This window comes from Streptomyces griseobrunneus, from assembly GCF_046713465.1.
Classification (GTDB): Bacteria; Actinomycetota; Actinomycetes; order Streptomycetales; family Streptomycetaceae; genus Streptomyces; species Streptomyces microflavus.
The window spans coordinates 2,981,877-3,004,553 of the sequence record NZ_CP177080.1 but is presented as its reverse complement, the minus strand read 5'-3'; the positions used below and the strand labels follow the sequence as shown (position 1 = coordinate 3,004,553).

Sequence of the window (22,677 nt, the reverse complement as noted above, 5' to 3'; positions counted from 1 at the left end):
TCGTCAGGTGGTCCGTTTTCCGGGATGTACTCCGACCGGGTTAGTCCTCGGCCCCCAGCAGGGGAGCCGGCTGACGGCTGCTGGTAAGTTCTCCTTGAACTCCCCTACAGGTAGAAGGAGTTCATGTTTATGTCTCCTCTCTTACTCTCACTTATTACGTAGGTGTCCGATCCGCCAAGATCGGACAGATGAGTAACATATGAGACACAGGTCACAGATAGCCCTGTGCAGAAGGTGTGAAGGCTCGTTGTGCGCAGAACGGATCTGCCCGTACCGTCCGGGCAGTGCGGAGTAATGGGGGCCTCGTGGGTGGATTGCCAGAAGATGATCTGGAGCTTCGGAAGATCCTTCTCCAGGAGCCGGACTACACCAAGATCGCTACCCGCTTCGGCGTCACGCGTCAGGCCGTGAGCTACCGGGCCCTGAACATGAACATGTATCTCCGGGGGCCCAAGGCTGAGGCCCTGGCCCTCCTTCCCTGGGACATCAGCGAGAACCCGCACCGGGCCGATCTGATTCGGGACTCCATCTTCCGTGGCCTGCGCAGGCTGGTGCAGGTGCGCCTTCGGGAAAAGGAGCCCGACCGGTACGCGAAGGCGTTCGTACGCCACGTGGTGGAAGGCGAAGTTGCCCACCTGGAGCCGGACGGCAACCGCCTCACCTATCTGCCCCGCCTGCCGTCAGACGGCGGCCTCGTCGTCCGGTGGCCCGAGGAGTCGGCCCCTCCCACACCCGAGCAGCTTCAACTGCTGGTGTGCCCGGAGGGCAGGGAACTGGACGCCTTCCTGGCGTGACCAGGGGTTCGACCCATTGAGAGGGCCTGGACGTAGATACGTCCGGGCCCTCTTGGGTTGTACCGATACGGACATCTGATGTCGGTGACCTATGTCACCCAATAACGGAGTGCGGGACTCCACTAGCCGGAGGCTAAAGTCGGAAACAGGACGCACGGCTGGATTTGGCTGCTGCTGAGACAGGGGGGCGGTAGCCATGATCACGATGGGATGCACGGCGGCGGAAGTGCGCTGGACGGCTGCGGGCCTTCTCGCCCTCATCCGGGAAACGCCGGTACGGAGCCACCGCCGGATCTATGTCTCGGAGTCACTGGTGATCGACTGCGTGTCGAGCGCGTTCGGCTCGTACTACCTGGTGATGGCCGGAGACAAGGAACTGGACCCCGACGACGGCCCGGCCCTGGCTTCGTTGTCCGCAAGCCTTGGGGGCGACTGGACCGACCGCATAGTTGAGGAAGAGCCTCATTTCCACACCAGCTCACGTCTTCCCGGCTGTGCCGCGTACACCATGTTTGTGATACACCCTGACCGACCCAAGGAGGTGCAACCTGAGAGGAACATCTGTGACTGTCCCTGACCGAATAGCGAACATGACCCGGTCGGTAAGCCAAGCGGAACAGTATGGGAAGTGCGGTGAGCAGTACCGGCTGCGGCGTGTTGCGAGAGTGACGCCCCGGCCGGCTGCGTGGTCAAATCAAGGAACGGCGTTCCACGAATCGTGTGAGGCATTCGAGCGCTCGGGCCGGAAGATGTCTTCCGAGGAAGCCGTCGAGCTTTACTCGACTACGTACACCGCCCTTACGAACGAGGCGCTGGACAAGGAAAGCAACCTCGCGCGCTGGATGACCGCCGGGAACGTGGACGGCGAGACGGACATGGTCAACCGGCATACGCTGGGCCGCTCGCAGGTAGCCCGCTACGTCGAATGGGCTCGGGAAACCGGGCCCGTGATCTGGAAGGCTCCTGACGGGACTCCCGGGTTGGAGCTGCACGTAGAGGCGGAGATCGGTGGTGTCCCGGTCCAGGGGTACATCGACCAGCTGACGGAGGAGCCTGACGACTCGGTACGGGTGCGGGACCTGAAGACCGGTTCAACCCGGTCGAAACTCCAGCTTAAGACGTACACCATCCTGACCAGGAAGGTGCTCAATGTCGAGGTCAAAAGAGCCGACTGGTACATGGGCAAGACCGGTGGACTATCGAGAGCGCTTGATGTATCAACGGTGCGAGAGGAAGAGGTGGGAGAAGTGTTCGCTGCCATGGATGCAGGGGTGAAGGCCGGGAACTTCCCTGCCCGACCGGGGTGGGGCTGTCGATTCTGTGACGTCTCGCATGCCTGCGCTTTTTCATGACTTCCCACTTGTCAGTAGGGAAGAGGTGGTGTAGAAATCGAGACCCGGGCAACCTGGCCCGCTTTTTTTATCCGCAAGCACTTGTCAGTTGGGAAGGGGGTGTGCGATGTTCTCGCTAACGCAGTCGGCTCACATTCGAGGGGCGGCAGGGGAGCCTATCCCCACGCCGTACGCGGCACTCCAAAGGATGGAAGTTGATTTCAGGCGCGGGGAGCTGTCCCTAGCGGTAGCCGGCCCCGGCACCGGGAAAAGTCTCTTCGCGGCTTTCCTGGCGATGCACGGCAACATCCCTGTCCTGTATTTCTCCGCAGACTCCACGGCAGCCACGCAGGTAGCCCGCTGTACATCCATGATCACGGGCACCGACGTCAAGACCGTAAAGAACGCACTGCTGGACGACGCCTTCGGAGACTACGAAAAGGCGTTGGGAGACCGGTGGTGGGTCCGGTTCAACTTTTCCGCGCGGCCCTCGCCGGACGAGATCGAATCTACGCTGCTGTGCTACCTGGAAATCTTCGGATGCTTTCCGCATCTTCTCGTGGTAGACAACGTGACCAACGTTGATACCGGTGGGGCGGGCGACGCCGAAAGCTATAGCTTCGGGCTGGAAAGCCTGTGTGAATACCTTTCGGACATGGCCCGAGAAACCGGGGCGCATGTGCTAGGGCTTCACCACACGACCGGTGAGCATTCCGACGGGCTGAAGCCTATTCCGTTGAGTGGGGTGAAAGGGAAGATCGCCAGAGTTCCGGCCCTGGTGGTTACCCTGCACAAGGAGATTGACGGAATGGACAGCCGGATCTTGAATATCTCCCCTGTGAAGAACAGAGAGGGATTCGAGGACTCGTCAGGAGAGACATTCGTGAGCTACCGGCTGAACCGCAGCAATCTCAGATTGGAGGAGATCGGGGATGACCTTATGGCTTACGCGGCTTAGCGCGAGAACGACGTAGACAGACGACAGCAGGAGTGAGGGGCGGATCATGATCCAGGCAACGCAGGAGCGCATTCACCGAGGCGGATTCACCGCGACGCGCGTATTCGGCTGGGAACTTCCCGACCGGTTCCCCAGTGTCAGCTTCAATGAGACACAGCTCGAAAGCGCCGCCATCATCATCGAGATTCCTGCCGCCCGAGGCCTCCGCCTCTCCTCTCTGTCGAAGGTCATCCTCGGTGCGGCAAAGGGCGGCATCAAGACGGCCGTAGTAACCTGCCGAGGCGAAAAGCTCATAACCTCGCTCGACATGCTCACTCTCTGGCTCAACGTCGAAGAGATGGCAGAACTCCGGTCCTTGCTCATCCAGGAGACCAAGGAGCGCCGAGAGGGGTAAATGCCCAAACCTAGAACCGGATACAGGGAATGCGCTCGGTGTGGTAAGAATCGTGCCGAGCGCTTCTTTGTGTCCACACGGGGAAGAATCTGCGGGACCTGCCGCAAGGCGAAACGCCGAGCAGCATCCCGAAGCACACATCTACAGGCCACCTATGGGCTATCAGTCGAGGACTACGAACGGCTCCTCGCTTACCAGGGTGGCCGTTGTGCTATCTGCCGCGAAAAGCGGCGCACCAACCTGGCCGTGGATCACTGCCACAAGACGGAGGCCGTGCGCGGCCTCCTCTGCGCCCGGTGCAATGGGCAGCTTCTAGCACGGGGGTCTAGAGACCGCCCTGACGTACTGCGCCGGGCTGCTGACTACCTAGAGGACTATCCGGCCTGGAAAGTCCTCGGACCTCGATACACCAACGCGAAGGATCACCATGACGATTAAGGCCGAGCTGACCAAGCAGACCCGAGTTGAGGAGACCGTCACGCTGACGATTTCCAAGGAAGCCGCAGAAGTGCTGACGGCCATCTTCGTGAAGGTCTCCGGTAGCCGTGAGGGCTCCTACCGCCGCTACACGGAAGAGATGTACACGGCCCTCGTCAATGCGGGCGTGAAGGGCTACAGCAACCTCGGGGGCGGCGTCCACCACGCCTATGAGCGCCTGGAGGGCGGAATCAGTTTCCGAGCCGGCTTCGGTGACAAGGGGAAGCCGAAGACCGCCCCGCGGAATCTCTACTCCTTCTAGTGAGAGAGGAAGCTCGTCACTCGACGAGCAGCCGCGAATACCGGGGGAGCCGAAAGACATGGCTCGACGCATTCCGGAAGTACGAGTTCCCAGTAGAGATCCGTCAGGCCGAGCCGGAAAAGCCGAGACAGGCAGATGAGCGAGCGCGAGCCTAAGCCATCGGTTGCAGACGCCCTCAAGTTCTTCTACGGGGTGCAGGTAAACGCGGAGCGGAGGGGGTGGCAGAAATTCTGTTGCCCCCTCCACGCTGACTCGTCACCGAGCGCATCGGTTAACTGCGAGTTCGGCCGGTGGTCCTGCTTCGTTTGCAACCTGTCAGAAGATTCCTACGCGATTGTCATGAGGGAGCTGAACTGTGGCTTCCTTGAAGCCAAAGAATTTGCACATCAGCGGTTCCGTGGAGGCGGCGAGGGCCTACCACGAGATGTACCCGGGGAGCCCGGCGGAGTCCTACGTAGTGGCCCGGGGCCTCGGAGAAGTAGCCGGAAGATTCGGACTGGGATACGTCCGTTCGGCTCTACCTGGTCATGATAAATACGCGGGCTACCTGGCCATCCCGTACATGCGTCCGGCCGGTGGCGCCCACGGCGTCGCCACTGTCCGATTCCGCTGTATCGCAGACGCTTGCGTGAAGTCACCCGAGGGCCGCTATTACTTCCAACTGGGGGAGAAAGAGCGGCACGACCATAAGGGCGGGAAGTACATGACGCTGGGCGGCGATCCGCCCCGTCTGTTCAATACCACCGCGCTCATTAGGCCGAGTCCCTTCGTTGTCCTCGTCGAGGGCGAATTCGACACGATGACATGGGACCTGATCGGGGTACCCGCTGCGGGCGTTCCCGGAACAGGGTCCTGGCGTAATTACTGGCATCACGCCTTCCGTGGTTACGGCACGGTCTATCTCCTGGCAGAGGACGACCCCGGAGAGAACTTTATGGATGACCTGGCGTCCAAAATGCCGAACGGCCGAGTCATGCGGATGAAGGACGACATGGACAGCAATCAAATCTTCCTCGCGGAGGGCACGCGAGGACTCAAGGAGAGGTTGAAGCTCTGACGTACAAGAGGGGCACTCGCGTGGTCATAACCGCGCCAGTCCGTTTCCCGAAGCACGCAATGGCCGGAAGTACCGGCACGATCTCCGACATCGACTTTTCCGAGCCCTTCCCGTACGGAGTGCGTCTCAGTAGCGGCCTTCTCCGCAGGTTCCTGGCCTCGGAGATGCGACCGGCGGAATCCCTTCCCGACCCTGTGAACGAGCCGGGCCACTACAAGCTCCCCAATGGCGTAGAGGTCATCGACATCACCGAAACCCTCAACTTCAACCGGGGCAACGCGATCAAGTACCTCTACCGAGCCGGCCGGAAGAAGTCGGCTCCAGAGATCCAGGATCTCGAAAAAGCGCTCTGGTACGTCACCCGAGAAATCCAGCGACTCAAGGAGGAGACAAGGAGTGTCTGACGCCCCGGCGAACGCCACGCAAGTTGACCCGGCCTCCATCACGGACGAGAAGGTCATGAAGACCCTCAAGGACGTGGTGGCCGCGAACCCGGACCGGATCTACGAAGCCCCTGAGCATCAGCTTGCCGACGATCCCAGCTCCTGTTTCTACGTGCACACCGACGACCTGACGGGTGACCCCGTCTCCCCGGGGTGCCTCGTCGGCCAGGTGCTCAACCGCCTCGGGCTGTCCCTGGACCGCCTCACGGAGCTGGAGGGGCACGACGCCTATCAGGCCGTGGCCGCCCTCGGCCTGCCCCTGTCGGACCGGACCGTTGAAGCTCTCGGCCAGGTCCAGCACGTTCAGGACAGCGGGCAGACCTGGGGCGAGGCTTACGCCCGCAGCGTGGGGGAGGGCATTTGAAGCGGATCGTTGTCGTCTCAGACACACAGATTCCCTACCACCACCCCAAGTACCTGAGAAACGTCCTCGACTTCATCGGGGACTATCAGCCCGATGCCGCATTCCAGATTGGTGACCTCAACGACTACGACACTCCGTCGCGTTGGTCGGTCGGTACTCGGCACGAATACCGGCAGGCGGTGAAGAAGGATTCGGAGACGACGAAGCGGGTTTTCTGGGAACCGCTACGAAGTCGCTACTCCGGGCCCTTCGGAGTTCTGGAAGGGAACCACGACCTCCGGCCCCGAACGTACCTTGCGGGCCAGTCGCCGGCTCTCGGTGAGTACGCCGACGATTTCCACTTTTCCAAGCTTCTGGATTTCGATGGTTTCGGTATTGACCTTGTGCCCCCCTTTCACAAGGTGGGTCCGGACACCGTCCTCATGCACGGGCACGAGATCAAGGGACTTTCCCAGGTGGCCGGAAGGACCGCCTTCCAGCACGCCACGAAGGCAGCCGTCAATGTCGTCATGGGCCACACACACCGGCTCGGAGTCATGCGCGGCGGAATGGGCTACGAGGGAGGAAACCGTACGGTTCGCTGGGGGTTCGAAGTCGGCAACCTGATGCACCCAGCCAAGGCAAGCTATCTGGGGTCCGGGGGCGTCGCCAATTGGCAATCCGGATTCGGAATCCTCTACGTCGGAAAGTCCCACGTGGCTCCCGTTCCCGTCGATATCGCCCGGGACGGCTCTTTCATCGTGGAGGGCGTCACCTACGGAAAGTCTGCCCGAGGAAAGGGCGGACGTTTCACTAAGAAGGTGGTCCATGGTTGATCTTGACTGGGGTTACCTCAGCAATCTCGCAGACCGGGCAGCCGCCTCTATCTCCTCCAGCTGGGCGATCGTAGAGAAGGACGATGTCAAGCAGGAAATTCTCAAGCATGCTTACGAGAATCGCCCCGTCATTGAGCGCCACTACGGCGACGAGATGATGATCTGGAGCATCTTCAAGAAGGCGGGAACGCAATACGCGTCCCGTGAACGCGATGCACGGGACGTAACAGACGGACGGTATTACTACACGCCGGACGAAGTTCGTATCGCGATCGAGAGCTTCTTTCTCAGTGACGACGAACTAGGACAGATGATGGGGCGCGGCGACGACCTTCTAGGGTGCCGCGTCACGGACAACCTGATTTCCGCCCGACTGGATGCAGCTGTATCCCTTCCACGTCTTCCCCAGCGGCAGAGAGCGCTGATCCACCGCCGGTATATCGAAGGCCTACCACCCGAGAACGACACCGAGCGTCGCGCAGCACACAGGGCCCTGGACGCGCTAGCCCGGCAGATGAACCGGGACACCCGCAAGACCTGATTTCCACCCAACCGAAGGGAGCCAGTTTGAGTTTCCCCAATCCGTTCGACGGCCCGTCCCCCTGGGGCGAGACCGCAAAAGAGGAGAGCACGCCTATGCCCGTTGACACCCCGACCAATGTTGCTGCACCTAATCCGTTCATGATTGGCATCACCCTCAAGGCGGCAGCCGGCTTTGATGCCGCATGGCTCACCCCTCGCGTATATGGGTCGACCGGCGAGGAAGTCGCGAAGCGGGTTCTCGAACTCGTCAAGGCTCTAGCGGACAACGGGGTCATCGACGTAGTCAGCAGCGCATCAGTCAAGATGCGCGAATCCCACAAGCCCATGACCGGGGACGCGGCCCCGAAGAAGTTCGAGTACGGCCGAGTCGTCACCAAGGGCGGCGGTGGCTCTGCGTCCGCAGGTGCCCCTTCTGGCGACGACTGCCCCCACGGCCGAAAGCTCGTCGACAAGGGCGCGTGGGCCGCCATGTTCTGCCAGGCACCCGACAAGTCGGGCCAGTGCGAGCCCCTTTGGCGGCAGAACGACGGCACGTTCAAGGCCAAGTAGCCGGTATTCCAGGGGCGGGGCCGAGCCCCAGCCGGCCCCGCCCCCGTTCCGCCATTCCCTTTTCGTCGCCACACCGAAAGAGGTCCCTTTATGGACGTACTGAACTACGCGGCTCACGCCCTGATCGGCGGAGCCTGCGGGTACACAATCGTCGCCCTTGCTGACTACATCTGGACCCGGTGGCGCTGATCCCGCATAGCTAGCGCCTAGGAGTACATGAAGAATCTCCGATACCGGATCAGGGGACAGCCAGTCCATATCCGAGTCGCGGAGACCGCTGACGACCTCGATCAGTTCCGCGACTTCATCAACAGTAATCCGGTCCTAGGGTTCGACACAGAAACCACCGGACTGTCGTGGTGGGAGGCCCGCAACAACGGGCCCTTCCGCCTGAGACTCGCACAATTCGGCAACAGTAAAGAATCGTGGATCGTACCTGTAGAACACGGCCCCGTTTTCGCTGATGCTGTAGCGGAAGCCCTCCGGGATGCCGAATACCTCATCGCGCATAACGCAACGTTCGACCTTCACGTTGCTGAAGAATGCCTAGGCATTCCGATGGAGGAACTAGCGCCGAAAGTCTGGTGCACCCAGAAGCTTGCCCACCTCGTTGACCCGAGAGAAGCGAAAGAGGGCGGGGCAGGCGGGAAGCTAGAAGAGTGCGTAAAGAAGTACATTGATGCCCGCACGGCCGACGAGGTCAAGGGCTCAATGACCGAGATAGCCAAACGATACAAGGTCAAGAAGGAGGATATTTGGTCCACGGTTGAACTGTTCGATGAAGAGTTCCTGCTCTACGCCGGAATGGACCCTGTACTTGCCTACCGACTGTTCTTCATCCTGTACCCACTTGTCCCGGGACGCACAAAAGCAGCCGGGCTCATGCAATGGGAAAATCGCCTAGCCCACGTCGTTGCCAAAATGGAGCGAACCGGCTATTTGCTTGACGTCAGGTACGCCGAGCAGTGCTGTGCGGAGCTGCTGGCAGAGCAAAGGCAGTGGGAACAGGTAGCGCAGGTCCATGGAATTGAGAACGTCAATTCCACGGCGCAACTCATCGAAGTGTTCAAGGGTCTCGGGTTCTCCTTCACCAAGAAGACCAAGAAGGGAAACCTCTCGGTTGACGACGATGTCCTGTCGTCCATCGATCATCCCGCCGCTGATGCAGTAATTAAGGCGAAGCGTGCGGGCAAATGGCGGAAGACCTGGTTCATCAAAGCCCTCGAAGGAAGGGACTGGGAGAACCGGGTACATGCAAGCATAAATAGTTGCCGGGCGAGGACAGCCCGGATGTCGATTTCAGGCACCATTGCGGCGCAGACATACCCGGCCGGCTCGGGCTATGTGCGGAATATGTTCCTTGCCGATGAGGGACATGTAACCGTAAGCATCGACTACGCAAATATGGAACTCCGCGTGCTGGCTGCGGCCTCCCGCGACCCCATCATGTTGCAGGCCTTCCTTGAAGGCGCGGATCTACACAACCTGACGGCTATTGCGGCCTTTGGTCCAATGCCCGAAGGGATGGAGAAGCACCCGAAGCGGCCAGCCGGAAAGGGAACGAACTTTACCGTCTGCTTCGGCGGCGGTTGGAGGGCAGTTTCCGAACAATACGGGGTGCCCGAGGCCGACGCGAAGAAGGCCGTATCCGCCTTTTGGAACACCTACCTCGGCGTAGCCAAATTTGCTGACAAGCTCCAAAAGGAAGCCCGGCGAACCGGCTACATCTACACCGCGACCGGACGACGGCTTCCCGTGGACCGGTCCCGGCCATATGCCGCCCTCAACTACTTCATCCAGAGCAGTGCGAGGGACATCACGGCAAGGGCCATCCTGGAACTCGACAAAGCCGGATTCACGCAATGGATGCGCTTGCCGATTCACGACGAGATTGTATTTTCCTTCCCGGAGGAGCGTGCCGCAGAGCTAACGGAACGTGCGGCCCGAATCATGGAAATGATATTCATGGGCCTTCTCGTCCCCGCCGAAGGGGAGATCGGCCTCCAGTCCTGGGGAAGCGTCCTGGAACTGGAAGACAGCAAACACTAGGAGAGCGTTTTGGCAGCAGAAGAGACAACGTTCGAAGACCTGTTCAGCGATTTCGAAGAGGAGCTGAACGCGAAGGCGCTGGAACGCAAGGGGAAGCACGCGGTGGCGTCTGCCCGCGTCACCGGTCTCGTTTACACAGACGCGGTTGCGTCCGGTGTGCCGGCTGGCCTTGCACAGGAAATGGCAACGGATTTCTGGGCATCCGTCATGGACATCCCGTATGCCGTTGTCGAGGACGGTTCCAGCCCCGCCGCTGAAGACAGCACCGACTAAGGAAGCTGCGGCTATGGGCTGCGAATAGCAACCGCCTGGCGCTACACCGAACCCCTGAGAACCCGAAGGAGAGCCGTCATGAATCCCAGCCTGTTCCCGAAGATCCTCCGCGACTACGACGGAGTCAGGACCATAGACCTGATGGGCGTCCCCCAGGACGCCATCACCGTGGCAGTGTCCATAGCTGACACCGGCCTGCGAGCCCGGATTGAGGGACGGGTCGAGGAGCTGGAAGCCCGAGCCAAGGAACGAGCCGACCGGGGGCACTACGCAACGGCGAGTCAGCTCCAGTCCCGTATTACGGGTCTCCGTGAGGCCCTTCGGCTCATGTGCGGCAGCTAGTGCCCGTACCGGCCGTGCAAGAGGGGAGACGGCCGCGTACAGACGACTGGGCCCTCGGTGTTGCCGTCGCCGTCTCCCAGATGGCCGACTGTTCCCGATCCCAAGTCGGGGCCGTCCTCCTGGACCGCCACAAGAACCTCTGCGCGGGCGGCTACAACGGGCCGACCCGTGGCGTGCCCGGGTGCCTGGAAGAGGCCTGGTGCCCCCGTGGGCGACTCGACAGCAGTGTGACCCACGGCCGACCGGATCACGCAGACTGCACAGCCCTCCAGGCCGCCGAGCGCCTGGTGATCCGGGCCCGCAGGGCGGACCTGGAAGGCGGCACGGTCTATGTAACCCGCGCACCCGGCTACCGGTGTCTCCAACGACTCCGCGAGGCACGCGTCTTCCGGGTGGTGTGGCGGACTGAGACCGGCACAGAGGCCAAGGTTCTGGATTGGGGTGCAAAGCGCTGAGCCAAGATGCTGATGCAGAGCTGGAAAAATGGATAGAGGAAAAGGCAGAATCTGCCCCCCAATTGGGTGAGAGGCAGATTCAGGCTATTCGGGAACTTCTCGGCTAGTTGGTTTCCCTGAAGACCAATTGAATTAGATCAGGGTCGAATGGGGCCCTTCGAGACCGTCCTACAGGTATAGGGTGAATAATCACCGCCTGTAGGACGGTCTCCACTGCTTTTACCCTCTGGTGCAGGTCGAATTCCCCCCAGCGCTCTCTGGTGAATCCGGCAAGGAAGTTCTTGGCTGCTTGCTGCTCGTAATATTCGTCCCTGTCGACTCGGCACGCGGTGATCTGAACATCAAGCCCATCCCGCATTTCAATATACTCACCGATGTCCACGGCGCCGGACTTATATGCACCCATAAGATCAGCCTTGCGCTTCTGGAGACTCTTAAGGGTTTCCTCCCCATGCCAGGGGCGAGACTCAGGAGCGATTGCGGCAAATTGGCGCTCTAGCACCTTTGTGACTACGCCTGCTACAACGGCATCAATCTTGTCCATTCTGCGGCTGACCTTGCGGCAGTCGGCCGCATTGCAAACGTAGTTGCCCCACTTATGGGCCCCATGGGGAGGCCTCCCCACCATCCCATGAAGACACATTTCGTCACCCCCCTCTTTGATCCAGCCGCAACGGGTAATTGTGCTGGCAAGATGCTTACGGGCCCTCTTGGCACCCTTCTTCTTTGTCTCGGCGTTCCTGGGGTCTCGGGTCGGATAGGCGGACAGGTAGAGCTTTAGCCATTCTTCATATGTCGCCAGAGTCTCCCACTGCCCAATAACCGGGTTGCCCTCCTCATCGCAAAGTAGTTCCCCATTGATCATTCTCCCGCCGAACATGGCTGGATTGACAAGCATGACCTTTACGCCCTGGCCGGTCCACTTGCCCCCGCGTACAGTGGCCACGCTGTTTTCAATGAGCCAGACGGCAAGGTTGTTCCAACCCTTGCCCTTAAGGCGCATATCGATCAGCCTTCGCAGAATTGACGATTCCTTTGGGTCAAGGGTTTCGTTGGCGGACTTGATCACGTTTCCACGGGAGTCTTTCACCGTGGCGTTCCAGCCAAAGCGCCGAAGGCTGCTTCCGTGAACCTTCCCCTCTAGCGCCCTGTCCTTAGAGTTTCGGGTAATTCTCCGCTTAACACGTCGAACTTCTCCCTCCCCCACGGAGGACATAACCAGACCACGCGTTTGCTCGGATTCTGCATGAACGTCTACTAGGTGCTTCTTGTCCGTGTAGTACAGGCAGCCCGCATCATCAACTGTCAGTGCGCGGTACAGCCGGAGGTAATCCTCCGGCAGTCGATAGACCCGCTCATCTTCAACCGCAATGAGTCCCACAATGCGATACCCGTTAGCGGTTTGTCTCGCTCTGAGATCCCGCACCAAATTCTGAAAAGCAGGGCGGATAATGTCGGGATCGGCTGCGGTCAGGTGATTGTCCGTGTACCGCGCGACCACGGCCCAGCCCAGCGCCGATGCAGCCGGATCAATGTGGTTCTGGTGCTGCCTGCCCACCCCCACAGCTTCCTGACCGTTCCGTGCGCGGTCAGACGTGATCCGGGCGTAGGCGGCTACCGGCGTGCGGTCCCCTAGCCAGCTCTCGAACGTCGCCCCAGCATCCAACGCTGCAACCAAGTCCGGGTGCAGGTCCCAACTTGACTGACCAGCCATGTTCCCCTCCAAGTACCTGTGAGCTTGTGCTACTTAGGGAGTATGTCGTACATGCGCTGTACGACGCGTACACGGGTGTGGTCGTGGACGAGGAGGAGGGGCGCCGGATCGCCGAGGCGCTCGGGGAGCGCAAGGCGGTCATCCTGCGCAACCACGGGCTGCTGACTGTGGGGGATTCGGTGGACGCGGCGGCCTGGTGGTTCCTCACGATGGAGCGCGCCTGCCAGGTGCAGCTGCTGGCGCGGGGAGCGGGGAAGCCCGTCCTGATCGACCACCGGGACGCCGTCACCACCCGTGACCAGCTCGGCAGCGACCTGGTGGCGTGGATCAACTACCAGCCCCTGTGGCAGCGGATCAGTCGAACGTTCTGACGGTATCCGCCCGTGGTCCGCCCCGATGCGGGGGGTGGCCGTCCCGTACGGCACAATTCGCTGGTATCACAGGTGAGTTGGCTGTACCGGGGTGGGAAAGGGTGTAAATCTCCGTGGCGTTGGACGAGGCAAGGGCGAGCGGTACGCACGGCGGAGGCTGTACGTGCGGCGACTGCCCGCACGGAGCACGCGAGGGACACCGGCGCGCGGTCGCCGCATTCCTGGCCAAGCGGGACGAACTGGCCGCCGGCAACGGCCTGCCCGCCGGGGTCGCCCAGTCCGCGTCCGCGTCCCGGCAGTGGGTCTCCGACGAGCTGACCGAGTCCGCCCGCACCGTCGCCGAACGGGGCCGGGCCGCCGGGGACGTCTGGCTCCACCACGTGTGGCGGGGCACCCTGTTCGCCGTCTGGGGTGCGGTCGTCGCCCTGCTCGTCGGCGCCAGCGTCACCGCGATCGGGGCCGGCTGGACCACCGCCCGCACCGCCGGTCTCCTCGCCGCGCTCGTCACCGCCGCCCTCCTGACCGTCGCCGCCCGCTTCCACCGCGCCCGCGGCGGCCTCCTCGCCCCGCTGATCGGTGAGGACAACCGGCTCTCCACCTCCAGGACCGTCGCCGCCGCCTGGGTCCTGCTCGCCGTCTTCGCCGTCCTTGTTCTCGCCCTTCAGCTGGCGGGCGCCTCGGATCACCGGAAGCGCGATGCGCTGATCGAGGGGCTCGACCTCGTGCGGTCCGCCGGGGTGCTGACCGTGCTGGCGCTGGTGTGCGCGGTCGCCGTCGTCGTGCGCCGCGTGGTGACCGTACGGGTGCTGGGCCGGCGGCTCCAGAAGCTGCGGGCGGACCGGCCGCGTGCCGCTGATCTGCTGACCGACGACTCGGGGCGCGGCTCGTTCACCGATGTGCAGTACGTGCTGGTCAGCGCCGTCGCCGTGCTGTTCGCCGGGGTCCGTCTGGCCCGCCGTCCCGAGCAGCTGCCCGACCTGCCGTGGGGCCTCGCCCTGCTGGTGGCCGTCTCGGCGGCGACCTACTTCGCCGGGAAGTACGCGGAGGGCGGCCGTCCCGTCGTGCTGTCCGTGGTGCGGGCCCGGGAGGCCGGGGACCTGGACGCCCCGATCCGGACCGGCGACGACATCGAGATCCGGGGCGCGGGCTTCGTACCGCCCGGCGCGGGCAGCCCCGACCGGCTGGCCCGGCTCGTCGTACGGATCGGCACGGTCCATGTCCACGTACCGCTGATCCCGGTCGCCGGAGGCTTCGCCAACCCGACCGACACCGTGCTCACCGTGCCGGTGCCGGTCGAGGTCGAGCCCGGCACGGTGGACGTCCAGGTCGTCACCGCCGCCGGGGTGGAGACCGACCGCTGTTCCATCGATGTGACGGACTGACGGACGGCCTCCCTGTTCTTCTCGCTTCTTTCTTCCTCCGATTGGTTCGCAGCCCTGGTGAGCGCCGCCTGAGAGGCGTACGTATGGTCATGTGACGGGTCTTCGGGAAGCGGGGCAGTGGTGATGAACGGTTACGGCGGCGGTTCGTACGGTCTGAGCGAGCCGAGAGGGCTGCGCGAACAGGCGCGGGAGTACGCTCTGCTGCCGCTGCGGATCTTCCTCGGCGTCACCTTCGTCTACGCGGGGCTCGACAAGCTGACGGACAGCGGATTCCTCTCCGCCACCGGCCCCGGCTCCATCGGCGAGATGATGCGCGGGGTCCGCGACTCCTCCGCGATCCCCGCCCTCGTCGACCTGGCCCTCAAGAACCCCGAAGGGTTCGGTTACGCCATCGCCATCGGCGAACTCCTCGTCGGCCTCGGCACCCTCGTGGGGCTCTGGGCACGCCTCGCCGCGCTCGGCGGGGCGCTCATCTCCCTGAGCCTCTGGCTGACCGTGAGCTGGCAGGCGACCCCGTACTACTACGGCAACGACCTGCCCTACTTGATGGCGTGGCTGCCACTGGTACTCGCGGGCGCTGCCGTCTTCTCCGCCGACGCCTTCCTCGCGTCACGGCGACGCCGGAGCATGTAGGCGGCCCAGGTCGCCGTGGCGGCCAGCCACAGGCCGCCGAGGAACACCGGGAGGAAGAAGGTCCACGGGACCTCCCACGCCCCCGCCGCATCGGCCGCGTACCCACCGGCCAGGCCCAGCATCGCCAGACCCGCCACCGCCCGTCCGGGCCGGAACTCATGACGCAGCACGGCTGACCTCCACCTGTCCGACTCCGACTCCCACTTCCAGCTCGATCGTCCCGGCCGGCTTGCTGCCCCTGGGCGGCGGAAGCGTACGTTCCGAGCTCTGGTCGCTGTTGATCCTGACCTGGGCCCGCTGCCCCTCCTCCAGCCGGATCTCCCCGAGACCGGCCTCGGCCCGCACCTTCACCGTCACCCCCTTCGGGACGACGACGGCCGCCCGCCCCGCCCCGACCTCCAGCCGGGTGCGCACGCTCTCGCCCCGGGGAACCGTCACCCCGGACAGGTCCAGCCGGGCGTCGCCGGTGCCCAGCTCGTACCGCTGCTGGACGGCGGAGACCTCGGCCGGGCGCCACTCCTGACGGGCCCACTCCGTGCCGATCTCCTTCGGCAGCATCGTCGCGCCCGCCAGCAGCACCGCCGTGACCATCGCCATCAGCACCGTGCCGAAACCGGTCCGCCCCAGCACCGAGGAGACCAGCAGGCCGAGCCCGAACACCGCGAGCGCGGCGACCAGCCCGATCTGCAGCGCCGTGCCCAGCGGCTGCTGCTCCCAGCTCAGGCCGGTGCCCAGACCGCCCGCCACCAGCGCGGTCAGGAACACGAGCCCGCCGATCGAGCGCGGTCCCGGCGCGGCGGCCGCCGGAGCCGGCGGCCGGAACGGGGCGTCCGGGCTGGGCCGCCCGGCCCGCGCCTTCGCCTGCGCCGCGTCCACATCGGTGTCCGCGGGTCCCCACAGATAGCCGGAGCCGACCGGCCCCGTCGTGCCGTCCTTGACGATCGGGTCCCGCCACCACGACGGGCCGCCCGGCGTCGGAGGCGCCTTCACCTCCGGCGGCGGCGTACCTAGGCCGCCGGTGTGCGGGTGGGCGGGGGCGGCAGCGGGGGCGCCCCCTGGGGCCGCCGGGTCCTCCTCCGCCGCCGTCCTGCGGGACTGCGTCCACACCGAGCAGCCGACGACGGCCACCGACAGCAGCGCGGCGAACGCCAGCATCCCCCGGTTGCCCAGCATCGAAAGGAAGAGCCCGCAGCCGATCAGCGCCAGCAGCAGGGCCACCAGCGACGCCCCGTCGACCCGGCCCGACAGCAGCCGGCGCGCCTCGTTCTCCTCCTCGCCCTCCAGGGGCAGCAGGAGCCAGGCGAAGCCGTAGAAGATCAGGCCGATCCCGCCTGTCACCGAGAGGACCCCGAGCACGATCCGGAAGATCACCGGGTCCACGTCGCAGTACCGGCCGAGTCCGCCGCAGACCCCGGCCACCACCTTCTGCCGCGGGCTGCGCCGCAGCTGCGGTTTGGGTGCGTCGGGGGGCGCGACGCCGGGAGCGGCGTCCGAAGGAGCGGTCATGCCTCCATGGTGACGGCCCGCACCGCCCGGCGGGACCCGCGCCGACCCTGGCCGGTCCCTGATTTTGCGCCGGGCTTCCCGCAGGGGGCGGCTCTCAGGGGTGCGGGGGCCCCGGGGGGCGGGGCCGGCATCAGGGTCGGGCGGCGGGAGCCCTCAGGGTCGATCAGGGGGACTACCCTGATGCCTCCCGACCTCGCCGCGTGTGACGATCGGGGTATGCCCGCCGCCACCGCCCGAGCCGCCAGCTCTCTCGCCTCCGACCCGGAGGAGCCGCAGCCGCGCAAGCTGTACCGCAGCGCCGACGGGCGGATGCTGGGCGGCGTCGCGCGCGGGCTCGCCGGACACCTCGGACTGCCGGTCGCCTGGGTCCGGTTCGTCTTCCTCGGGCTCTTCCTCAGCGACGGCCTGGGCGCCCTGCTGTACGCGGTGTTCTGGATCGTCGTCCCTCTCGGGGTCGGCGGCGTCGGCGGCGCGCACGCCCCCCGCTCGGTGTTCGAGACCGCGGCGGACGGGCGGCGCAGGCTCCGCAAGCCGGACCCGGGCCAGGTCTTCGCCCTCGTCGCCCTGCTCGTCGGGGCCGGCGTCTTCGTCGCCAACGTCGACATGGGCAGTGAGGCCGACCGCTACATCTGGCCGACGCTCCTCATCGGCGCGGGCTCCGTCCTCGTCTGGCGTCAGGCGGACAACGCGCGGCGCGCCCGCTGGATGGAGGTCGGCCGCCGCCGCCGGCTGCTGCAACTGGCACGCGCCCTCGCCGGGGTCGCCCTGGTGGGCCTCGGGCTCGCCGTCTTCATGGTGGTGCGCGGCTCGGCCGCCCAGCTCGGCAACGTCCTGACCGCCGCCATCGCCGTCCTCACCGGCATCGCCCTGCTCGCCGGCCCCTACCTGGTACGGATGACCCAGGACCTCTCCGAGGAGCGCCTGATGCGCATCCGCGCCCAGGAGCGCGCCGAGGTCGCCGCCCACGTCCACGACTCCGTGCTGCACACCCTCACCCTCATCCAGCGCAACGCGGACGACGGCGGCGAGGTCAGACGCCTGGCCCGCGCCCAGGAGCGCGAGCTGCGGAACTGGCTCTACAACCCCGAGGGCACCGGCAAGGACGAGGACGACGAGCCGGCGACCCTGGCCGAGGCCGTGAAGCGGGCCGCCGCCGAGGTGGAGGACAAGCACGGAGTCCCCCTGGAGGTCGTCGTCGTCGGCGACTGCCCCCTCGACGACAAGCTGGGCGCACAGATGCAGGCAGCGCGCGAGGCGATGGTCAACGCCGCCAAGTACGGTGGCGAGGGCGGTGCCGTGCAGGTCTTCGCGGAGGTCGAGGGCCGTACGGTCTTCGTCTCCGTACGGGACCGGGGTCCGGGGTTCGACCTGGACGGGGTTCCCGCCGACCGGATGGGCGTACGAGAATCAATCATCGGCCGGATGCAGCGCAACGGCGGCAGCGCCCGGTTGCGTTCGGTGCCCGGCGGGGGCACCGAGGTCGAGCTGGAGATGGAGAGGGCGAGCGAATGACCGAGAACACCGAAGCCACCGGGGGCCCGGAGCGGCGGGTACGGGTCGTGCTCGTCGACGACCACCGGATGTTCCGTACCGGGGTGCAGGCCGAGATCGGCCGCACCGAGGAGACCGGCGTCGAAGTGGTCGGCGAGGCCGCCGACGTAGACCAGGCGGTCACCGTCATCACGGCGACCCGCCCCGAGGTCGTCCTCCTCGACGTCCACCTCCCGGGCGGCGGCGGCGTCGAGGTGCTGCGCCGCTGCGCCCCGCTGATGGGCGCGGCGGACAACCCGGTCCGCTTCCTCGCGCTCTCCGTCTCGGACGCCGCCGAGGACGTCATCGGCGTGATCCGGGGCGGTGCCCGCGGCTATGTCACCAAGACGATCACCGGCACCGACCTGGTCGACTCGGTCTTCCGGGTCCAGGAGGGCGACGCGGTCTTCTCCCCCCGTCTGGCCGGCTTCGTCCTGGACGCCTTCGCCTCCACGGACGCCCCGCCGGTGGATGAGGACATGGACCGCCTCACCCAGCGCGAGCGTGAGGTGCTGCGGCTGATCGCCCGCGGGTACGCGTACAAGGAGATCGCCAAGCAGCTGTTCATCTCGGTGAAGACGGTCGAGTCGCACGTCTCGGCGGTGCTGCGCAAGCTCCAGCTCTCCAACCGGCACGAGCTGACCCGGTGGGCGACGGCGCGGCGGCTGGTCTGAGCGGGAAGAGCCGGACGAGCTGGGCCGGCTCCGGATGGGGCTACGCGGGCTCCAGCGAGATGTTGAGCTTCTCGCCGATCCGGCGGTAGCCGACGCTCGCGTAGATCCGCTCGACATCGGGGTCGCCGGGCTCCAGCCAGACGGTCCGGCAGCCCTGGTCGAGGGCCCGTTCCGTCAGCCATGCGGTGAGCGCGGCGCCGACGCCCCGGCGGCGGAAGGGGGCGGCGACGGCGAGGCCGGCCAGTTCGCTGAGGCCGTCGACCGGGACGGAGCAGCCGCCCGCTCCGGCCGGGGCGCCGTCGAGGACCGCCAGTGCGGCCACTCCGTCACCGGCGGTCGCCGCGCGCAGCCAGTCGGTCATGCCCGGCTCGGGTTCGCCCTCGCCGCCGAAGCCCTGGTGCTGGACGCGGGCGGTGTCGGTGAATTCCGCTTCGGTGGCGGGCACGGTGATGTGCAGGCCCTTGACCGGGTTCGGCGTACGGAGGTCGTCGCGGCCGCAGGCGAGCAGCGGGGCCCGGTTCTCCACGCTGAAACCGGCGGCCAGCAGGGCCGGTTCGACGGCCGGGGCCCAGGCGGGCAGGAACTCCAGGCGCGGCAGCCGCTCCCGCGCCCGGAACGCCTCGACCAGGGCGGCCACGTTGTCCGCCGTCGGTTCCGCATCCCGGTCGGGGATGGCGTAGTTGGCGTACTTCAGCTCCCAGCCCGGGTTGTGCCGGACGGTGAACGGGCCCACCCGGTAGTGGGCGGGGGACCGCAGTGTGAGCGTGCGGGCGTAGTCCTGGACGGCGTTCGCCATCGTCATACGGGAGTTCCTTCGACGGGAGGGGATCCGGCGACGGGGACTATGCCACCCGGGTCGCCCCGGCGAAAGGCATTTGATCGACGGGCGCGATGCGGACCGGGGCCCCCGGGCGCGGGGCGTGGATCATCTGGCCGCCGCCGATGTAGAGGCCGACGTGGCTGATCCCGGAGTAGAAGAACACCAGGTCGCCGGGGGCCAGTTCGGAGCGGGAGACCCGTTGGCCCGCGTTGATCTGGGTGTAGGTGGTGCGGGGCAGGCTGACGCCCGCCGCCTGCCAGGCCGCCTGGGTCAGGCCGGAGCAGTCGAAGGCGTTGGGGCCGGTGGCGCCCCAGACGTACGGCTTGCCGATCGCCCCGTGGGCGAAGGCGACGGCCCGCCCCGCCCGGGCGTTGGGGGCGGCGGCCGAGGCCCGGGCGGTGGAGCGGTCGGCGTGGTTGGCGGCGCGGTCGGCGGGGGCTGCCGGGCCGCCGCCGTGGGCGGCGTCGGCCGAGCGTTCGTAGGCGGCGCGTTCGTCGGCGGTGAGGGTGGCCAGGAGCTTGCGGGCGTCGGCCAGCTTGGTGGTGATCGCGGTGCGGTGCTCCTGCAGCTCGGCCCGGCGGGCGGCGAGCGTCTCGGTCTCCCGGTCGGCGCGGGCCTTGACCCGGGCGATGCCGGAGAGCTGGCGCCGGATGCCGGTGAGCAGGCTTGCCTGCCGGTCGCCCGCCCGGTCGAGCTGGGCGGCGCGCTCCAGGTAGGTGTCGGGGTCCGAGGAGAGCGCCAGCTGTACGGCGGGGTCGAGGGCGCCGGTGCGGTACTGGGCGGTGGCCATCGAGCCGAGCGTGTGGCGGGCGGTGTTGAGGCGGTCGGTGCGGCGGGCGGCCTCGTCGGCCAGGGTGTCGACGGCCTTGGTGGCGGCGGCTTCCTTCTCCTTCGCCCCGTTGTACTTCTCCGTCGCGACCTCGGCGTCGTGGTACAGCCGGTCGACCTTCGCGCGGACCTGGGCGGCGGTGGGAGCGGGCTCGGCGGGTGCGGCGCCGGCCCCGGTGGCCGAGGTGGCGGTGGCGGCCCCGGCGAGCGCCAGGGTGGCGGCGGTGCGGGCAGCAGGGCCGGTGAACGGGCGCTGCTTGGGTTTCCGGTGAGCGGATTTCCGGTGCGCGGCCACGGAGGCGGCATCCTTCCTGTCGGCTGCCCGCCGGGGGATACCGACAGGCCCGCCAGGGACGCTAATCCGGGCGCACGGAAAAGGTTCGCCATGACAGCTATTGCCCGGATGTGACGTTTCGCCGCCGCCGGATGACCGGAGATGCGGAGCCGGAATTGATCATTCCGGCAGGTTCGGGCGCGCGGTGCCCAGTTCCGGCGAAGGGCCCGAGAAAGACTTGCCTCACTGCTCGGCGATGTTCTGGCCATGGCTGGGCTCCGGAGCCATGAACCTCTTCGGGGGCCACCGCAGGGTCCTCCGGCGGGACCTCTCGGGGGCGGTCTCCGGCGGGCCGCCCCCGGCCTCCGGCCCTGCTACGCCGGGCGCACGCTGCCGTAGATCGGCATGTAGTAGATCGACTCCTCGCGGACGTTCGCCCCCGGCTTCGGGGCGTGGATCATCATCCCGTCGCCCTTGTAGATGCCGACGTGGCTGATGTCGTCGTAGAAGAAGACCAGGTCCCCCGGCTGAAGGTCGGAGGTGGCGACCCGGGTGCCGACCTCGACCTGGTCCCAGGTGGTCCGGGGCAGGGGCACGCCCGCCTCCCGCCACGCCGCCTGCGTCAGCCCGGAGCAGTCGTACGAGGACGGGCCCGAGGCCCCCCACACGTACGGCTTCCCGATCTGGGCGCGGGCGAAGGCCAGCACCTTCTCGGCCTTGGCGGCGTAGCTGCCGCCCGCCCCGGTCCCCGTACCCGTGCCGGTTCCCGGGCTCGTCCCCGTACCGCTGCCGGAACCGGAACCGCTGTCGCCGCCCGGTCCCTTCGCGGCCTCCTCGCGCGCCTTCTTCTCGGCCTCCTCGCGCTCCTTGGCCTCGGCGGCCTGGCGGCGGGCCAGCTTCTCCGCCTTCTCCTTGGCCTCGGCCTCCTTCTTGCGCTCCAGCTCCGCCAGACGTGCCTTCTCCTCGGCGGTCAGCCTGGCGAGCAGGGACCGGGCCTCGGTGAGCTTGGTCTGCACGTTCTGCTTGCTGGAGCGGAGCGCGGTCTGCGTCCCGGTGAGCTTCTCCAGGCTCTGCACGGCCTCCGCGCGCTTCTTCGACGCCGCGGCCTGCTGCGTACGGAAGTCGTCGACGGCCTTCTGCTGCCGTTCGGTCGACCGGCTCATCATCCGGCTCTGGTCGAAGTACGCCTGCGGGTCGTCCGCCAGGAAGAAGGTCGCCGTGGGCGCGATGCCGCCGGTGCGGTACTGCTCGGCCGCGTAGGCCCCCAGCTCCCGGCGAGCCTCGTTGATCTTCTCGGTCCGCTTCGCCACATCGGAGAGCAGCGTGTCGACCTTGGTGCGCTGGGCCGTGGAGGCGGACTTCGCGCGGTTGTACTGCTGGGTCGCGCTGCCTGCCTGCCGGTAGAGCTCGTCCACCTTCTTCTGGACCTCCTCCATGGCCGGCTTCGGCTCCGCGGGGGCGGCCGTCGCGCTCTGCGTGGAGAGCAGGGTCACAGAGGCCAGCGCGGCCGTCGTGAACCCGACGGCGGGGGTGGTGGTGCGCACCTTCGTGCGCGGCTTGCGATGCGATGCCAAGACCGGCATCTCCTTCCGTGGACCGCCTACCGGGTTAGCTGTCGGGTTCGGACGGAACGGAAGGCTGTCCTACGGTCCGGATGCGAGGGTACGGACCGATTCACCCCGGTGCTGCGTGTGGGTCCCCGGTTCCGAACTGCCGGTAGGGCAGCACGGATTCGGCAGAGGTGACCGTGAGACGTGGTTCGCCTCAGGGAGATACGGATCACCTGACCGAGCACGCTAGCCAACCCTTGGTGCCGCTGGGAAGGAGGATGAGCGATAT

The 22,677-nt window shown here is 66.0% G+C and carries 28 protein-coding genes, 1 pseudogene and 1 riboswitch; of the genes and pseudogenes, 23 read left to right on the top strand and 6 right to left on the bottom strand.

Annotated features, from left to right (window positions below):
• Window positions 1-314: 314 nt before the first annotated feature.
• From ACK8N7_RS13255 to ACK8N7_RS13170, 18 genes are all read left to right on the top strand, one after another.
• The gene (locus tag ACK8N7_RS13255; RefSeq protein WP_500442434.1) at window positions 315-794 is read left to right on the top strand and encodes a M78 family metallopeptidase domain-containing protein; all 480 of its coding nucleotides are present in this window, start codon (window positions 315-317) and stop codon (window positions 792-794) included.
• A 196-nt stretch (window positions 795-990) separates the two neighbouring features.
• Window positions 991-1,371: a hypothetical protein gene (locus ACK8N7_RS13250; RefSeq protein ID WP_500442432.1), complete on the top strand. Its 381-nt coding sequence runs from the start codon at window positions 991-993 to the stop codon at window positions 1,369-1,371.
• The gene (locus tag ACK8N7_RS13245; protein WP_500442431.1) at window positions 1,358-2,146 is read left to right on the top strand and encodes a RecB family exonuclease; all 789 of its coding nucleotides are present in this window, start codon (window positions 1,358-1,360) and stop codon (window positions 2,144-2,146) included. The genes ACK8N7_RS13250 and ACK8N7_RS13245 overlap by 14 nt, the downstream gene beginning before the upstream one ends.
• 187 nt (window positions 2,147-2,333) lie before the next feature.
• Entirely contained in the window at window positions 2,334-3,083 is a 750-nt protein-coding gene (locus ACK8N7_RS13240; protein ID WP_500442430.1) for an AAA family ATPase, read from the top strand.
• A gap of 46 nt (window positions 3,084-3,129) precedes the next feature.
• Window positions 3,130-3,477 carry a hypothetical protein gene (locus ACK8N7_RS13235; protein ID WP_500442428.1) on the top strand — a complete coding sequence of 116 codons (348 nt, stop codon included), beginning with the start codon at window positions 3,130-3,132 and terminating at the stop codon, window positions 3,475-3,477.
• Entirely contained in the window at window positions 3,478-3,915 is a 438-nt protein-coding gene (locus tag ACK8N7_RS13230; RefSeq protein ID WP_500442426.1) for an endonuclease VII domain-containing protein, read from the top strand.
• Complete coding sequence (locus ACK8N7_RS13225) at window positions 3,905-4,216, top strand: hypothetical protein (protein WP_500442424.1); 312 nt, start codon at window positions 3,905-3,907, stop codon at window positions 4,214-4,216. The genes ACK8N7_RS13230 and ACK8N7_RS13225 overlap by 11 nt, the downstream gene beginning before the upstream one ends.
• Before the next feature lie 135 nt (window positions 4,217-4,351).
• Window positions 4,352-4,747: a CHC2 zinc finger domain-containing protein gene (locus tag ACK8N7_RS13220; RefSeq protein WP_500442422.1), complete on the top strand. Its 396-nt coding sequence runs from the start codon at window positions 4,352-4,354 to the stop codon at window positions 4,745-4,747.
• A gap of 97 nt (window positions 4,748-4,844) precedes the next feature.
• Window positions 4,845-5,273 carry a toprim domain-containing protein gene (locus ACK8N7_RS13215; RefSeq protein WP_500442420.1) on the top strand — a complete coding sequence of 143 codons (429 nt, stop codon included), beginning with the start codon at window positions 4,845-4,847 and terminating at the stop codon, window positions 5,271-5,273.
• A gap of 59 nt (window positions 5,274-5,332) precedes the next feature.
• Complete coding sequence (locus ACK8N7_RS13210; protein WP_500442418.1) at window positions 5,333-5,677, top strand: DUF3310 domain-containing protein; 345 nt, start codon at window positions 5,333-5,335, stop codon at window positions 5,675-5,677.
• On the top strand, window positions 5,670-6,080 hold the full coding sequence (locus ACK8N7_RS13205; protein ID WP_500442416.1) for a hypothetical protein: 411 nt from the start codon (window positions 5,670-5,672) through the stop codon (window positions 6,078-6,080). Before ACK8N7_RS13210 ends, ACK8N7_RS13205 begins: the two co-directional genes overlap by 8 nt.
• Entirely contained in the window at window positions 6,077-6,895 is an 819-nt protein-coding gene (locus ACK8N7_RS13200) for a metallophosphoesterase (protein WP_500442414.1), read from the top strand. Before ACK8N7_RS13205 ends, ACK8N7_RS13200 begins: the two co-directional genes overlap by 4 nt.
• Window positions 6,888-7,436, top strand: coding sequence for a hypothetical protein (locus ACK8N7_RS13195; protein ID WP_500442412.1), 549 nt, complete (start codon window positions 6,888-6,890; stop codon window positions 7,434-7,436). Before ACK8N7_RS13200 ends, ACK8N7_RS13195 begins: the two co-directional genes overlap by 8 nt.
• 95 nt (window positions 7,437-7,531) lie before the next feature.
• Complete coding sequence (locus ACK8N7_RS13190; RefSeq protein ID WP_500442410.1) at window positions 7,532-7,987, top strand: hypothetical protein; 456 nt, start codon at window positions 7,532-7,534, stop codon at window positions 7,985-7,987.
• Window positions 7,988-8,203: 216 nt separating this feature from the next.
• Entirely contained in the window at window positions 8,204-10,036 is a 1,833-nt protein-coding gene (locus ACK8N7_RS13185; protein WP_500442408.1) for a DNA polymerase, read from the top strand.
• Between the two features lie 9 nt (window positions 10,037-10,045).
• Window positions 10,046-10,309: a hypothetical protein gene (locus tag ACK8N7_RS13180; RefSeq protein WP_500442406.1), complete on the top strand. Its 264-nt coding sequence runs from the start codon at window positions 10,046-10,048 to the stop codon at window positions 10,307-10,309.
• A 78-nt stretch (window positions 10,310-10,387) separates the two neighbouring features.
• Window positions 10,388-10,651, top strand: a complete 264-nt coding sequence (locus ACK8N7_RS13175; protein ID WP_500442404.1) for a hypothetical protein — start codon at window positions 10,388-10,390, stop codon at window positions 10,649-10,651.
• The gene (locus ACK8N7_RS13170; RefSeq protein ID WP_500442402.1) at window positions 10,639-11,106 is read left to right on the top strand and encodes a cytidine/deoxycytidylate deaminase family protein; all 468 of its coding nucleotides are present in this window, start codon (window positions 10,639-10,641) and stop codon (window positions 11,104-11,106) included. Before ACK8N7_RS13175 ends, ACK8N7_RS13170 begins: the two co-directional genes overlap by 13 nt.
• Before the next feature lie 103 nt (window positions 11,107-11,209).
• Here the strand turns inward: ACK8N7_RS13170 and ACK8N7_RS13165 are convergent, their stop codons facing one another.
• Window positions 11,210-12,664 carry a recombinase family protein gene (locus ACK8N7_RS13165; protein ID WP_500442400.1) on the bottom strand — a complete coding sequence of 485 codons (1,455 nt, stop codon included), beginning with the start codon at window positions 12,662-12,664 and terminating at the stop codon, window positions 11,210-11,212.
• A 197-nt stretch (window positions 12,665-12,861) separates the two neighbouring features.
• Between ACK8N7_RS13165 and ACK8N7_RS13160 the strand changes: the two are divergent.
• From ACK8N7_RS13160 to ACK8N7_RS13150, 3 genes and pseudogenes are all read left to right on the top strand, one after another.
• Window positions 12,862-13,191, top strand: a pseudogene (locus tag ACK8N7_RS13160) (class II aldolase/adducin family protein); the annotation flags it as partial.
• Window positions 13,192-13,304: 113 nt separating this feature from the next.
• Entirely contained in the window at window positions 13,305-14,573 is a 1,269-nt protein-coding gene (locus ACK8N7_RS13155) for a hypothetical protein (protein WP_403216189.1), read from the top strand.
• Between the two features lie 123 nt (window positions 14,574-14,696).
• On the top strand, window positions 14,697-15,206 hold the full coding sequence (locus ACK8N7_RS13150; protein WP_403216363.1) for a DoxX family protein: 510 nt from the start codon (window positions 14,697-14,699) through the stop codon (window positions 15,204-15,206).
• Here the strand turns inward: ACK8N7_RS13150 and ACK8N7_RS13145 are convergent.
• Together ACK8N7_RS13145 and ACK8N7_RS13140 are read right to left on the bottom strand one after the other, a co-directional pair.
• Window positions 15,113-15,376 (bottom strand): hypothetical protein, encoded by a 264-nt coding sequence (locus ACK8N7_RS13145; RefSeq protein ID WP_078657430.1) that lies wholly within the window; start codon window positions 15,374-15,376, stop codon window positions 15,113-15,115. The genes ACK8N7_RS13150 and ACK8N7_RS13145 overlap by 94 nt on opposite strands.
• Window positions 15,363-16,712: a PspC domain-containing protein gene (locus tag ACK8N7_RS13140; protein WP_500442397.1), complete on the bottom strand. Its 1,350-nt coding sequence runs from the start codon at window positions 16,710-16,712 to the stop codon at window positions 15,363-15,365. Before ACK8N7_RS13140 ends, ACK8N7_RS13145 begins: the two co-directional genes overlap by 14 nt.
• A 216-nt stretch (window positions 16,713-16,928) precedes the next feature.
• On the opposite strand from ACK8N7_RS13140, the gene ACK8N7_RS13135 reads away from it, so the two are divergent.
• Window positions 16,929-18,224: a PspC domain-containing protein gene (locus tag ACK8N7_RS13135; protein ID WP_403216193.1), complete on the top strand. Its 1,296-nt coding sequence runs from the start codon at window positions 16,929-16,931 to the stop codon at window positions 18,222-18,224.
• Window positions 18,221-18,916: a LuxR C-terminal-related transcriptional regulator gene (locus ACK8N7_RS13130; RefSeq protein ID WP_015610817.1), complete on the top strand. Its 696-nt coding sequence runs from the start codon at window positions 18,221-18,223 to the stop codon at window positions 18,914-18,916. The genes ACK8N7_RS13135 and ACK8N7_RS13130 overlap by 4 nt, the downstream gene beginning before the upstream one ends.
• Before the next feature lie 40 nt (window positions 18,917-18,956).
• Here the strand turns inward: ACK8N7_RS13130 and ACK8N7_RS13125 are convergent, their stop codons facing one another.
• The 3 genes from ACK8N7_RS13125 to ACK8N7_RS13115 form a co-directional block, all read right to left on the bottom strand.
• Complete coding sequence (locus ACK8N7_RS13125) at window positions 18,957-19,718, bottom strand: GNAT family N-acetyltransferase (RefSeq protein ID WP_500442395.1); 762 nt, start codon at window positions 19,716-19,718, stop codon at window positions 18,957-18,959.
• 40 nt (window positions 19,719-19,758) lie between these two features.
• Window positions 19,759-20,859: a C40 family peptidase gene (locus tag ACK8N7_RS13120; protein ID WP_500442393.1), complete on the bottom strand. Its 1,101-nt coding sequence runs from the start codon at window positions 20,857-20,859 to the stop codon at window positions 19,759-19,761.
• Between the two features lie 353 nt (window positions 20,860-21,212).
• Window positions 21,213-22,421 carry a C40 family peptidase gene (locus ACK8N7_RS13115; RefSeq protein WP_500442391.1) on the bottom strand — a complete coding sequence of 403 codons (1,209 nt, stop codon included), beginning with the start codon at window positions 22,419-22,421 and terminating at the stop codon, window positions 21,213-21,215.
• A riboswitch (cyclic di-AMP (ydaO/yuaA leader) is annotated at window positions 22,420-22,586 on the bottom strand. Its footprint overlaps the gene before it by 2 nt.
• Window positions 22,587-22,677: the final 91 nt, after the last annotated feature.